The following is a 13,286-nucleotide window of genomic DNA, read 5'->3' as shown; positions in this document are numbered from 1 at the left end:
CTCCTTCATCCTTTTACACTTCCGTTTGCAATACCGCGGACAAAATACTTCTGCATCAATAAAAATAAGATAATAATCGGAGCGGCCGAAATGGTTAAACCAGCTAACAAGACGCCCCAATCCGTTTGAAGCGCATCCCTGAACTGCATCAGCCCGGCCGGAATCGTCCGTAAATTCTCATCGTCAATGAAAATAATCGCAAACATAAATTCATTCCATGTATGATAAGCGGTCAATATTCCGGAAGTGACCAAAATCGGCACACTCATTGGCAAGAATATTCTGAAAAAAACTCCAATACTTGTACACCCATCCAAATAAGCCGCTTCCTCCAGTTCTTTAGAAATGGAAAGAAAATATGAGCGGATCAGGATGATAGTAAATGGAATTCGATAGGCGGCATACGGCAATATCAGCGCCCAATACGTATTGTAAAGCCCCAGCGACTGAATAATCGAATAGAGCGGCACAAGGCTGACCTGCGGCGTCAGCATCAAACCGCCGAGACAAATCACTAAAAAGAACCCCTTGCCTTTGAATTGGAATCTCGAAAGTCCATACGCCGCCCATGCGCTGACAAACACGGTGATAAGACAAGTCAGCACCGTTACGATGACACTGTTCATAAAGTATGAGGAAATACCCTGATTCCAGGCGGACGCATAGTTTTCAAAGTGCCATTCTGACGGCAAAGACCAGCTGTTCGCAAAGATATCTTCAGAGCTTTTAAAGGAGCTCATGACCATCCAAAGAAGCGGATACGCAATCGCAATCAGATAAATAAACAAAAAAATCCACACTGATGTTTCTCCGGCGTACCATTTTCGTTTGGCCGTTCTTTTTCCTTCTGTCTGCCGGTCCGGCACGGGATCTAATTGGAATGAATCAGTCTTCTGAGGCAGCATATTAATCCTCCTTTCCTGTGTTAAAGAATTTCATCTGCATAAGCGACAATGTGAGCGTGATGAGTAAAACAACCGTGGCAATCGCGGACGCATAGCCCATCATATCCTTTGTAAAGGCGCTTTTATATAAAAAGGTGCTTAACACTTCGGATGCGTTCCCCGGGCCGCCGCCTGTCAGAATATACGGCTCGTTAAACACCGTAAAGGCGCCCGTCAGCGTCATGACCACTGCAACAAACGACATCTCCTTTGTCTGGGGCACTGTAATATGAAAAAATTGCTGGAGTTTGCCCGCGCCGTCAAGCCGGGCCGCCTCGTACAATTCATCAGGAATTTTTTGAATGGACACGATGTAAAGCATAGCGATATAACCGACAGACTGCCATTGGGAAACAAAAATAACCGACATCATAGCGGTGCTGTCATCCCCAAGCCACGCCCTCGTAAACTGGTCAAGCCCGACAGCCTCCAACAGCTGGTTTAAAAGCCCGATCTCAGGATTATAAATGAAGTCAAACAACAGGGCGATGACCGTCATAGAGATGACAACGGGAAGGAAAAACACCGTACGAAAAAAAGGCGACCATTTTCTTACCAGCCTGTCTTCCAGCACCGCCGCCAATATCAAACCGCCAAATACTTGGCAGACGATAGATATAACGGCATAAAGGACATTATTGGTGAGCGCCTTGTAAAAGACAGGGTCATGAAACAAATCACTATAATTTTTAAGGCCAATAAACGTTTTTTCTGGAGAAAAAGAACTCCATTGAAACAAGCTGAGGAAGATATTTTCAAAGATCGGAATGTAAACGAATAGTAAAAAAACAAGAGCGGGCAGTAAAAACAAATAGGGGATTATTCTATTTTGGTTGACCAAGGCTAAACTCATCTCCTTTATAAAAAGAAAAGGCGTGAGTGTCCCACCTTTTCTTCGGTTTATTCAGCAGCCTCTCTCACTTGTTTGGCTGCTTTTTGTACGGACTTCATCACCTCAGCCGGCGTCATATCGCCTCCGAGCATTTGCTGGATACTGCTCAAGTACACATCCGCGATTTCCACATCAACATCCATATCAAACCAAGACACCATTGAGTCGGCATCAATGATTTGCTGGACGGCTTCACGCTGCGTCGCTGTGGAATTTTCCTCTGTTGCCGTTCCTTGCACTGCGCTGTATTTGCCGACATCCTTGACCAGCTTTTCACCCATTTTTTTCGAGGTCAAAAATTGTAAAAATTCCATTGCTTCTTTCGGATGCTTTGTTTTGGAGGAGATCATAAATCCTTCTGGAGCGCCGGTCAGCGCATTGGACGATCCTTTTTGTCCTGTTATGTCAGGGAATGAAAATAAGCCTAATTTAACGGGCTCAACCAGCTTGATTTCTGCTGTTTCGGCATACATCATCGCCGATTTGCCGCTTTTAAACTGCTGTCTTGCGTACTCATGATCAATGGAATTTACATGCTCGTTAAAGTAAGGCATTAGCTCTTTCAGCTTCTCGAGAGCCTTTATATAACCTTCATCCGTAAATTCTCCTGTTTTTGCGTCGTAATCCCGTTCTCTCGTTTTTTCGTCCACCATCCGCTGATTCAGCGTGCCGATATAATGGGAGATCGTCCATGGCGCCTTTGTGCCGAAACTGATCGGTGTATAGCCGTTTGCTTTCAGCTTTTTTGACACTTTGATCAATTCTTCCCATGTGGAAGGCGGCTTCAAATTAAGCTTTTCAAAAATGTCCTTATTGTAAAAAAACGATTTGGCATCCATTTGCCAAGGTACGCCATATTCTTTTTCTTCATAAGTAAACGGCTTAATTTGTGTCCCCACTAGCTGGGACGACCATTTTGTATCATTTTTGTAGTAGGAAGAGAGATCCAGCGCCTTGTTTCCTCTGATGAACTTAGCAGCAAACTCGTCACTCCAAGAGAAGAAAACATCAGGCGGACTGCTTGTTCCCAGCATAACCTTGATTTTATCCTTATACGAATCATTCAGAACCGCTTCAGTTTGAATATGAATATCCGGATGCTCTTTTTCAAATTCCTTCACGACTTCTTCAAAATAGCGTCTTTCGGGCTCTTTCGGCCATCTGTGGAAAAACTTTAATGTGACCTTTCCATCTGAAGAGCTGCTTTGGCTTGAACAGCCGGAGATGGCAAGCATACATACGGACGCAATAACTAGGAAGAAAACAAATTTTTTCAAAGGGTTGGCCTCCTATGGATATCAGACTATAATGTTATATAACATTATAGTCTGATGCATAATATATCCATTTTTCAGATCAATACTCTACCTTCCACATGTATCTTCTATGAGATAAAGGATGATTTCTCACTTCAGCCAATGAATCTGCATAGCTTCTCAACACACGATTCAGCACAAGCGGAGCAAGATAACCCTTAACTGAATCGTCAATTGCGGAGAAGTCATAAGCGGCAGCATCCAGAACCGTCAGCTTTTTGCCATATTTTTTCGAGAAGGAAAGCGCCCGCTCTTCAAGCGGTCTTGTTTCGTCTAAGCCGAGCAGGATGATAAAAGGAACTGATTCATCAATAATTTCAAACGGTCCGTGAAAATATTCTCCGGCATGAATAGCGTGGGAATGAATCCATTGCATTTCCATGAGAATGCAGATGCTGTAGGAGTAGGCGACACCGTAGTTTGCACCGCTCGCCATTGTATAAATGATGTTTTCTTTTTCGTGTGTCTTAGCAAATTGCTGCGCGTTTCCTGACTCCTGCTTCAGCGCTTCGTCATACACGGCTTGCAGCTTATCTAACCCATCTATCGCTTGTTCAAATTTCGTATGCTGTTCTAACACTTGCAAGGCGCCGAAGACGATTTGATAAAGCACCCCATAGTTGGTGTTGATCGCCTGTGCCTCATCTCCCCAATCATATTGGGCCACATATTGGGCCTCCTGCGCCAATGGAGAATCCGGTTTAAAGGTCATTGCGATCGTAAGCGCGCCTTTTGATCTGGCAAAAGCTGCGGCCTTTACTGTTTCCGGTGTATTCCCTGAATGAGAACACAATATGACGAGTGATTTCTCCCCAAGCTGAACCGGGTTGCGGCGGATAAATTCATTCGAGCTGTACAGATCGGAGCTGATGGCTTTTGCCTCTCTGTCAAACACATATTTACTCGGATACATGATAGCCGAAGACCCTCCGCATGCGACGAAGAATACATGGTCAATTGTCTTCCCTTTCAAATCCTGCAAAAAAGCTTGAACCTGACGATTTACTTTTGCTGTGGCCTGACTCAAATCCTTCACTCCCCTTTTTTATTATATAACGTTATATAACATTATATATTGTTATATTAATAGGCAGAGGTGATCGTTGTCAATATTATTTTCTGAAATTTCTCAAAAATTTATGTTATGTTTTTAATGATGACGAATGTCCCATTATTTCTCATGCAAAAGCCAGAGCTTAGAAAAAGCTCTGGCTTTGTTATCAATCCGCAGACTGATGGCTTATTTATAGAATACTTTGTCTATGTTGTATTTCGATTGAAGTGTGTTGATCATATATGTTTCGTAAATTTCTCTATCCATAGGATTTTCAACTAAACATACTTCAATCTTATACACTTCGTCTCTGTGCTGTTTGATTGGTGACACATTGTCTTCGAAATGCTTTTTGATTCGCTGTCTTAACTTTCTTGCTTTGCCGACAAAAAGCAGCTCATCATTAATGTTATAAAACATAAAGATGCCGCCTTTATCTCTTGGAATCTGATGAAAGTCAATGAAACCGTGAATCGGCTTTATTTTCGGTTCGTTTTCATTCGCTGACTGCTGCCGTTCGGTAATGGTTACATTTGGAGCAGGTATATCAATTTTTATCAAAATCAGTTCACGTCCTCTTTTTCATTAAAGGTAAATGCTAACACAGGTAGAAAAGAAAAGCTACAACGGCTTGCTTTTATATTTGTTTGTTATGTTTCTGATTATTATGCAAGGCGCCGGCAGGATCATAATGACTAAGGTCCAATTCTGTCTGCTTTCCGAGCGCAAGCTTTGCAAGTTCTGCACCCAAAAAAGGCCCGCTCGTCATCCCTGAAGCCCCGAGTCCATTGGCGATCAGCAAGCCTTTCACATTCGGCAGCGCTCCGATTACAGGCAGAAAACCAGGCGTAAACGGTCGGAATCCCACTCTTGCCTCAAGTATCGTGCTTTCTGAAAGTCCGGGCGCGATTGTCATCGCTTTGTTTAAAATGTCGGAGACTCCTCCCGCTGTCACCCGGCAGTCCCCAAGTTCTGCCTCGTTTTCGTGTGTCGCTCCCGCTACGATCCGGCCGTTAGCGAACGCGAGGAGGTATTGGTCACTTGGCGGCATGACCACCGGCCATTCGCCTGTATCATTATCAGGCATTTCGAAATGGACGATTTGCGCTTTTTGGTATGTTACTTGAAAATCCATGCCCAGCGGCTTCAAAATCTCACTTGCCCAAGCACCCGCTGTTACAATCACCTGATCTGCAAGCAGCGTCTCCTTTTCCATTTCTATTCCGCGAACGTGATTGCCTTCATACAACAATTTGGCATTATCGTATAGAATAACGGCGCCATGTTTTCTCGCCGCGCTTACAAGAGACCGGCATAGCGCTCTTCCGTTTACACGGGCCGCACCGCTGATATGAACCGATTCATACTCCTCTGATAAAAGCGGAAACAGCTTCTTTGTTTCATCCGCAGACAAGCGGGTAATCTCACCGATCTCCGGTGCATCCTCACGCCGCTTATACGCCCGTTCTTCCATCTTATCAAGCTTCGCGGCATCTGTATGGATGCTGATCGCGCCAACTCGTTTATACCCCGTATCCGTCTCTCCATCCTCTTCTAATTGTTTGATTAAATCAGCATAATACCGGGCTCCGCCTTTGGCGAGCCTGTACCAGTCCTGATTGCGGCGCTGCGAAAGCCAAGGACAGACAATCCCAGCCGCTGCGGCAGTGGCTTGTCCGGGCTCTTTTCGGTCAACTAACGTTACTCGCGCACCCGCTTTAGCAAGATGATAGGCTGTTGATGCACCGAGAATGCCGGCGCCGACTACAATATACGTTTTCATCTTTTAACACCTTTTCTATGTTGAATCTTTTTTATAGCCTTATTTATTTTAACAAAACAAGCGCGCGGATTCACATCGCAAGTGAATGGGCTCGCCCCGCTCCTGATGTAAAATAATAAAAAAACAAACAGCACAATGATCCAGCCAGGAAGGCCGATTTATACGTGGTGACTCCGCTTGTTTGTCTGACAATCCATTGTGCGGCTCCAATCTCACAAAGCGGTTCATATAAAAAAGGACATGAACTGGTATTCCCAGTCACGTCCTTTTTATTACAGGCTGATTAACCGATTGAGCCTTCCATCTCGAACTTAATCAAGCGGTTCATTTCAACTGCGTATTCCATCGGAAGCTCTTTTGTGAATGGCTCGATGAAGCCCATAACGATCATTTCTGTTGCTTCTTCTTCAGAAATGCCTCGGCTCATCAAGTAGAAGAGCTGTTCTTCAGATACTTTTGAAACCTTCGCTTCGTGCTCCAATGAAATGTTATCATTTAAGATTTCGTTGTAAGGGATCGTATCTGATGTTGATTTGTTATCCATGATAAGTGTGTCACATTCGATGTTTGAGCGTGCGCCTTCCGCTTTGCGTCCGAAATGAACGATACCGCGGTAAGTCACTTTTCCGCCTTGTTTCGAAATGGATTTTGACACGATCGTGGATGACGTATTCGGTGCAAGGTGAATCATTTTCGCTCCTGCATCCTGATGCTGCCCTTTACCGGCAAGAGCGATAGATAGTGTCATACCGCGCGCGCCTTCTCCTTTAAGGATGACAGCAGGGTATTTCATCGTCAATTTAGAACCGATGTTTCCGTCCACCCATTCCATCGTTGCGTTCGCTTCGCAAACCGTACGCTTCGTCACAAGGTTGAAGACGTTGTTCGCCCAGTTTTGAATCGTCGTATAACGGCAGTAGCCGCCTTTTTTGACGATGATTTCAACAACCGCACTGTGAAGTGAGTTTGTTGTGTAAACAGGCGCTGTACAGCCTTCTACGTAATGAACGCTCGCTTCTTCATCCACGATGATTAACGTACGTTCAAACTGACCCATATTCTCAGAGTTGATGCGGAAATACGCTTGAAGCGGTGTATCCACTTTCACGCCTTTAGGCACGTAGATGAAAGATCCGCCTGACCATACAGCTGAGTTAAGCGCCGCAAACTTGTTATCAGTCGGCGGAATCACTTTCGCCCAGTGCTCGCGGAAAATATCTTCATTTTCTTTAAGCGCGCTGTCTGTGTCTTTGAACACGATTCCTTGAGCTTCAAGGTCTTCTTTCATGTTGTGGTAAACCACTTCAGATTCGTACTGCGCAGAAACACCCGCAAGGTATTTTTGCTCAGCTTCAGGAATTCCAAGCTTGTCGAACGTTTGCTTAATTTCTTCCGGCACTTCATCCCAAGAACGTTCTGAACGCTCAGACGGTTTTACGTAGTACGTAATTTCGTCAAAGTTAAGGGCGTTCAAATCTCCGCCCCATTGAGGCATCGGCATGTTGTAGAAATGCTCAAGAGATTTCAGACGGAAGTCAAGCATCCACTGCGGCTCATCCTTCATGCGAGAAATTTCTTCTACGATTTCTTTTGTCAATCCGCGCTCTGAACGGAAAATGGAAACGTCTTTGTCGTGAAAACCGTATTTGTATTCACCAATATCAGGCATTTTTTTAGCCATCCATTTTCACTCCAATCCTTTTAATTGCCGCCTTCTTCGCCAGCGACTCCTTTTTCAAGTGCTTTCCATGAGAGGGTGGCACATTTTATACGGGCAGGGAATTTTGAAACGCCTTGAAGGGCTTCAATGTCCCCGAGATCTATAGATTCATCATACTCTTTGCCCTGCATCATGTCAGAAAAAATCTTCGACATCCGCACGGCTGTTTCAATATCTTTACCTTTGATGGCCTGCGTCATCATGGAAGCCGATGCCATGGAAATGGAACAGCCTTCCCCTTCAAACTTCGCCTCTTCCACGATGTCTCCGTCAAGTTTCATTGTCAGTCTGATTCGGTCGCCGCATGTCGGGTTGTTCATATCCACGACAATGCTGTCATCCAAGACGCCCTTGTTTCGCGGGTTCTTGTAATGATCCATGATTACCTGTCTGTACAATGTATCTAGGTTTGCATTAAAAGACATTTGTAAAATACTCCTTTGTCTTTTGAAGTGCTTCCGCCAGTTTATCAATTTCTTCTTCTGTATTATACAGATAAAAGCTCGCTCTCGCAGTAGCTGATACATCCAGCCATTTCATCAGCGGCTGCGCACAGTGATGCCCGGCTCTGACTGCTATGCCCTCTGAATCAAGAACAGTCGCTACGTCGTGCGGATGAACGTCTTCAAGATTAAATGTGACCAATCCCGCACGTTCTTCCGGCCCGTAAACCGTTACGCCGTCAAGCTGACGGAAGCGTTCAAGCGCATAGGATGCAAGCTTATGCTCATGGCGGGAAATCTCATCGAGCCCGATCTCTTCAAGAAAATCAATCGCAGCGCCTAAACCGATCGCGCCCGCGATAATCGGAGTGCCCGCTTCAAATTTCCACGGAAGCTCTTTCCAAGTTGATTCGTATAACCCTACAAAGTCAATCATTTCGCCGCCGAATTCAGCAGGTTCCATGTTTTCAAGCAGGGCTTTCTTTCCGTACAGCACACCGATACCGGTAGGGCCGCACATTTTATGGGAAGACAGTGCAAAGAAGTCGCAATCGAGGTCCTGCACGTCAATTTTGATGTGAGGTGTGCTTTGCGCCCCGTCGACTACGATAATAGCTCCGTTATCGTGAGCGATTTTGGCAATTTCTTTAATTGGATTAATCGTGCCGAGCACGTTGGACACATGCGAAACGGCGACAATTTTTGTGTTGCTTGTCACGATCTGCTTGACGTCCTCCAAAGAAAGCGTGCCGTCTTCTTGAAGCGGTATATATTTCAAGGTTGCGCCTGTTGCTTTAGCCGCCTGCTGCCAAGGGATGATGTTCGCATGATGTTCCATATAGGTAATCACAATTTCATCGCCTTGTTTCAAGTTGGCGCGGGCATAGCTGAGTGCGACCATATTGAGTGAAGTCGTGGTCCCTTTCGTAAAAATGATCTCCTGCATGGATGATGCATTAATAAACTTCCGGACTTTTTCACGCGCCCCTTCATAACCGTCTGTCGCTTTTGTTCCAAGTGTATGAACACCACGGTGGACGTTGGAATTGTAATGGTTATAATACTGGTCCACTGCTTCAATAACAGCGCGCGGCTTCTGGGAAGTCGCAGCGCTGTCCAAATAGACGAGATCATGTCCGTTCACTTGCTGATGAAGGATCGGGAACTGTTCCCGAATATCTGTGATATTCATTACTTCACTTTCCTTTCGATAACAGAAACAAGCTGTTTCTTAACGCCTTCAATCGGAAGTTCTTTTACTACCGGCGCAAGGAACCCGTAAATGACTAAGCGTTCTGCTTCTTCTTTAGCGATTCCGCGGCTCATCAAGTAGTAAAGCTGAATCGGATCCACACGGCCGACAGATGCCGCATGTCCTGCAGTTACATCGTCTTCGTCAATCAAAAGAATAGGGTTTGCGTCTCCGCGCGCTTTTTCGCTAAGCATAAGCACACGGGATTCCTGTTCCGCATTTGCTTTAGACGCGCCGTGTTCGATTTTGCCGATTCCGTTAAAAATCGAAGAAGCGGCATCCTTCATCACGCCATGCTTCAAGATATAACCTTCTGAAGCCTTACCGAAATGAATGATTTGCGTCGTAAAGTTTTGTGTTTGTTCTCCTCTTCCGACAACAACGGTTTTCGTATCGCCGTATGTGCCGTCTCCGTAGAGGTTTGTGGTATTTTCAGAAATGGTGTCGCCGTCATTCATCAAGCCGAGCGCCCACTCAATTTTGCTGTCGCGCCCGCGTGCAGCGCCGCGGCGGTTCACGTATGTTGTCACACCCGCAGATAAGTTATCAACCGCACCGTATGTCACGTTGGCATTATCACCTGTGATGACTTCACTGATAATGTTGAATACAGCTTCTTTAGGGTTTACCGTACTGATGTAGTTTTCCACATAAGTGACTGAGCTATGATCTTCAGCCACAATCAGCACGTGGTTAAATAGTGTCGTGTCATTGCTTTCGTGCACATAAACAGCTTGAACCGGCGTCTCCACCTGAACATTTTTCGGAACATAAAGGAATGCGCCTCCGTTAACGAGTGCCGCGTGAAGAGCTGTTAATTTATGCTCATCTACTTTCACGCCGTCCTTCATAAAGTATTTTTCAACTAAATCGCTGTGCTCGCGCGCAGCCGTCAGAATATCTGTGAAAATAACGCCTTTGTCTTTCAGCTCTTGTGATAAAGAAAGATAAGCCGGCGTCTGATCACGCTGAACATATAACGTTTTATCAGCATTTTCAACGTCAATCAGCGCTTTTGCTTCATCGGTCAAGTCTTCTAATGAAGATAAAGGTGCATTGTCTACTGTATGTTTGTCAAACTGCGTAAAGTTCCAGTTTGTGATTTTTGTTTTGTCAGGCTTTGGCATCGGCAGATCCTCAGCTTGTTCAAGAGCCTGTAAGCGCAGGTTTTTCAGCCAGGCAGGTTCTTGCTGCTTTTCAGAAAAGCTTTTGACATATTCCTGATCTACGGATAGTTTTGTTTCTAATGTCATGTTAATCCCCCTAACGCTTACGCTTCTTGGCCAACAGTTTCGTCTTCAATGCCAAGTTCTTGTTTAATCCAGTCATAACCTTCTGCTTCAAGGCGCTGTGCAAGCTCTGCACCGCCTGATTTGACAACGCGGCCCTGCATCATTACGTGAACGACATCAGGTGTGATGTAGTTTAACAGACGCTGATAGTGAGTGATCATCAGGCAGCCGAAACTCTCACTGCGCATTCTGTTGATGCCTTTTGATACGACTTTAAGGGCGTCAATATCAAGACCTGAATCGATTTCATCAAGAATTGCGATTTTCGGCTGAATCATCATAAGCTGAAGGATTTCGTTGCGTTTTTTCTCACCGCCGGAGAAACCTTCGTTAAGATAACGCTGTGCCATTTCCGGATCCATCTCAAGGAACTCCATATTTTCGTCCATTTTGCGGATGAACTTCATAAGAGAAATTTCATCGCCTTCTTCTCTGCGCGCATTGATCGCAGAACGAAGGAAGTCGGCGTTTGTCACACCGCTGATTTCACTAGGATATTGCATTGCCAAGAAAAGGCCTGCTTGAGCACGCTCGTCCACTTCCATTTCCAGGACATCTTTGCCGTCAAGCGTAATGCTGCCCTTCGTTACCTCGTACTTCGGATGTCCCATAATTGCAGCTGACAATGTGGATTTACCTGTACCATTCGGTCCCATTACAGCGTGGAACTCTCCGCCTTTTATTTCAAGGTTTACCCCTTTTAAGATCTCTTTTCCTTCGATTTCAACGTGAAGATCTTTTATCGTTAATGTTGAAGCAGCCATATCTATACCTCCAGAAATATATAATCATTATTCTCATTTTATTCTCATTCTAATTTTATAACAAATGAAAAGTAAATACAACTTTAAAAATTGATTTGATTGAACGGTCTCAAGTGTAACAAAGATCAGCGCTTTATTAAAGCCGCTTAAAAAGAAAAAGAGTGGAATCCCACCCTTTTGTTAAAGATTGATTTTCTCATTAAGCTGCTCAGAAAAGTGTTTGCTTTTCTCATAATCAAGCTCGCGCTGCCGTTCAACTTCCATCCTTGCGTCCAGCCGGCGGCTGTATTCTCCGTATCCGATGCCATATGTTTTGTGCATCGCTTTTTCCATTTCCGCCGTATAGTCCAAATCAAGTTTATCCTGGCTGCTGCAAATAATGAATCAATCCCTTCAAGTATTTGCTTCTATTTTATCAATGATACAGCATCTCTTCAAAGAGGCTGAGACTTGATATGAAGTCACATAAACCATATACGTCCCGTCAGGTTAAACGAGAAAGGATTTTCGGAATATTCCTGCTATTAATGCGTTGTGCTGCCAAATTCCTGAATACATTGCTGCACAACCGTTACGCCTTGGCTTAATGCGGCGCCGCCTCCGAAAGCAGCCGCGACGCTGACTGTTTCGAGAATGTTTTCCTCAGTCGCTCCTTGGTCGATGCAGCCTTTCGTATGGTAGATCATGCAGTATTCATCTTGGGCATGAATGCTGATTCCGAGAGCGATCAGCTGTTTTTCCTTTTCAGTCAGTGAATTGGCCGCAAAACACTGCTCAGTGAATTCATTAAATTTTCTTCCCATCATCGGCATTTTTTGTTCAAAAGTGCCTAAACCTTCTTTATATTGTTTTAAGGCGTTCTGCATGTTTCCACTTTCATTATATTGAGTCAACAAATATCCCTCCAGCTCGATTAAAATTCCTTTTTATTATGAACCGCTTTTAGGAAATTACACAAAAAACCCCGGATTTTCATCATCCGGGGGTTTGATTCTTATTCAGCTACTGGAAGCACAGCTCCATCGTACTTTTTATCAATGAAGTTTTTAATTTCTTTAGAATGAAGAACTTCCATTAAAGCTTTAATTTTTTTAGAATCTTCCTCACCTTTACGGACTGCAATGATGTTGGCATACGGATTGTTCTTTGTTGACTCAACTTCAATCGCATCTTTTTTAGGGTTTAATTTATTTTGGATCGCATAGTTCACATTAATGAAGACTGCGTCTCCTTCTTTGTTTTCATATGCTTTTGCAGTTAATTCAGGTGCGATTTTCTTGAACTTAAGGTTTTTCGGATTTTTTGTGATGTTTTTCTGAGTCGCATCCACTGCTTCTACTTTTGAATCCAGCGTAATTAATCCGGCGTTTTGAAGCATTGCAAGCATACGTCCCTGCTCAGCCACGTTATTTGTTAAAATAATCGTCGCGCCGTCTGGAAGATCTTTTAATGATTTATATTTTTTAGAGTAAATACCGAATGGCTCAAGGTGAACCGCGCCGGCATTCACAAGGTTGTAATCTGTATTTTCTTTGTTTTCTTGGTCAAGATAAGGAACGTGCTGGAAGAAGTTTGCATCAATTTCTTTTTCCGCCAACGATTTATTGTACATTTTATAATCGCTCAGCACTTTTACTTTTAGCGTGTAGCCTTTTTCTTTCAGCAGCGGCTCTGCTTCTTCGAGAATTTCCGCGTGCGGTGTTTTTGTCGCAGCAACGACAATTTCTTTTGAATCACTTGCATTATTTGATCCGCAAGCAGCCATAACCCCTGCAAAAACAATAAGTAGTGCGCCTAAGAATAACTTTTTCAATGTAAATCCTCCC

Annotated in this window: 14 protein-coding genes; all 14 read right to left on the bottom strand. The window is 44.3% G+C overall.

The genetic code is table 11. The features are described from left to right. Positions 1–5 precede the first annotated feature (5 nt). Positions 6–905, bottom strand: coding sequence for a carbohydrate ABC transporter permease (locus GXP75_RS09605; protein WP_010789866.1), 900 nt, complete (start codon positions 903–905; stop codon positions 6–8). Between the two features lies 1 nt (position 906). Continuing rightward, positions 907–1,785: a carbohydrate ABC transporter permease gene (locus tag GXP75_RS09600; RefSeq protein ID WP_003327032.1), complete on the bottom strand. Its 879-nt coding sequence runs from the start codon at positions 1,783–1,785 to the stop codon at positions 907–909. A gap of 59 nt (positions 1,786–1,844) precedes the next feature. Continuing rightward, the gene (locus GXP75_RS09595) at positions 1,845–3,113 is read right to left on the bottom strand and encodes an ABC transporter substrate-binding protein (protein ID WP_242556676.1); all 1,269 of its coding nucleotides are present in this window, start codon (positions 3,111–3,113) and stop codon (positions 1,845–1,847) included. Positions 3,114–3,192: 79 nt separating this feature from the next. Continuing rightward, positions 3,193–4,179 carry an SIS domain-containing protein gene (locus GXP75_RS09590; RefSeq protein ID WP_242556675.1) on the bottom strand — a complete coding sequence of 329 codons (987 nt, stop codon included), beginning with the start codon at positions 4,177–4,179 and terminating at the stop codon, positions 3,193–3,195. Between the two features lie 213 nt (positions 4,180–4,392). Further along, on the bottom strand, positions 4,393–4,767 hold the full coding sequence (locus GXP75_RS09585) for a nucleotide excision repair endonuclease (protein WP_214919045.1): 375 nt from the start codon (positions 4,765–4,767) through the stop codon (positions 4,393–4,395). 76 nt (positions 4,768–4,843) lie between these two features. Then, entirely contained in the window at positions 4,844–5,989 is a 1,146-nt protein-coding gene (locus tag GXP75_RS09580; RefSeq protein WP_242556674.1) for an NAD(P)/FAD-dependent oxidoreductase, read from the bottom strand. Positions 5,990–6,272: 283 nt separating this feature from the next. After that, positions 6,273–7,670 (bottom strand): Fe-S cluster assembly protein SufB, encoded by a 1,398-nt coding sequence (sufB, locus tag GXP75_RS09575; RefSeq protein ID WP_003327026.1) that lies wholly within the window; start codon positions 7,668–7,670, stop codon positions 6,273–6,275. A 20-nt stretch (positions 7,671–7,690) separates the two neighbouring features. After that, positions 7,691–8,134 (bottom strand): Fe-S cluster assembly sulfur transfer protein SufU, encoded by a 444-nt coding sequence (gene sufU, locus GXP75_RS09570; RefSeq protein ID WP_003327025.1) that lies wholly within the window; start codon positions 8,132–8,134, stop codon positions 7,691–7,693. Then, entirely contained in the window at positions 8,124–9,344 is a 1,221-nt protein-coding gene (sufS, locus tag GXP75_RS09565; protein WP_061570626.1) for a cysteine desulfurase SufS, read from the bottom strand. Before sufS ends, sufU begins: the two co-directional genes overlap by 11 nt. Then, entirely contained in the window at positions 9,344–10,657 is a 1,314-nt protein-coding gene (sufD, locus tag GXP75_RS09560; RefSeq protein ID WP_061570627.1) for a Fe-S cluster assembly protein SufD, read from the bottom strand. Before sufD ends, sufS begins: the two co-directional genes overlap by 1 nt. Positions 10,658–10,674: 17 nt before the next feature. Next, positions 10,675–11,460, bottom strand: coding sequence for a Fe-S cluster assembly ATPase SufC (gene sufC, locus GXP75_RS09555; RefSeq protein ID WP_061570628.1), 786 nt, complete (start codon positions 11,458–11,460; stop codon positions 10,675–10,677). 180 nt (positions 11,461–11,640) lie between these two features. After that, positions 11,641–11,793: a YuzK family famiily protein gene (locus tag GXP75_RS09550; protein ID WP_106034020.1), complete on the bottom strand. Its 153-nt coding sequence runs from the start codon at positions 11,791–11,793 to the stop codon at positions 11,641–11,643. Positions 11,794–11,984: 191 nt separating this feature from the next. Beyond that, positions 11,985–12,326, bottom strand: a complete 342-nt coding sequence (locus GXP75_RS09545) for a carboxymuconolactone decarboxylase family protein (protein WP_373687782.1) — start codon at positions 12,324–12,326, stop codon at positions 11,985–11,987. A gap of 128 nt (positions 12,327–12,454) precedes the next feature. Continuing rightward, positions 12,455–13,273, bottom strand: a complete 819-nt coding sequence (gene metQ, locus GXP75_RS09540) for a methionine ABC transporter substrate-binding lipoprotein MetQ (protein WP_242556673.1) — start codon at positions 13,271–13,273, stop codon at positions 12,455–12,457. Positions 13,274–13,286 lie beyond the last annotated feature (13 nt).

Origin of the sequence: Bacillus sp. HU-1818 (assembly GCF_022695965.1) — a bacterium.
In the GTDB taxonomy this organism is placed as follows: domain Bacteria; phylum Bacillota; class Bacilli; order Bacillales; family Bacillaceae; genus Bacillus; species Bacillus atrophaeus.
The sequence above is the reverse complement of the archived record's forward strand: the minus strand, read 5'-3'. Positions and strand labels throughout refer to the sequence as shown.

Coding starts and splice junctions, on each gene's coding strand:
- GXP75_RS09605 (WP_010789866.1), bottom strand. CDS start 905: ATGCTGCCTCAGAAGACTGATTCATTCCAATTAGATCCCGTGCCGGAC.
- GXP75_RS09580 (WP_242556674.1), bottom strand. CDS start 5,989: ATGAAAACGTATATTGTAGTCGGCGCCGGCATTCTCGGTGCATCAACA.
- sufB (WP_003327026.1), bottom strand. CDS start 7,670: ATGGCTAAAAAAATGCCTGATATTGGTGAATACAAATACGGTTTTCAC.
- sufU (WP_003327025.1), bottom strand. CDS start 8,134: ATGTCTTTTAATGCAAACCTAGATACATTGTACAGACAGGTAATCATG.
- sufS (WP_061570626.1), bottom strand. CDS start 9,344: ATGAATATCACAGATATTCGGGAACAGTTCCCGATCCTTCATCAGCAA.
- sufD (WP_061570627.1), bottom strand. CDS start 10,657: ATGACATTAGAAACAAAACTATCCGTAGATCAGGAATATGTCAAAAGC.
- sufC (WP_061570628.1), bottom strand. CDS start 11,460: ATGGCTGCTTCAACATTAACGATAAAAGATCTTCACGTTGAAATCGAA.
- GXP75_RS09550 (WP_106034020.1), bottom strand. CDS start 11,793: ATGGAAAAAGCGATGCACAAAACATATGGCATCGGATACGGAGAATAC.
- GXP75_RS09545 (WP_373687782.1), bottom strand. CDS start 12,326: ATGCAGAACGCCTTAAAACAATATAAAGAAGGTTTAGGCACTTTTGAA.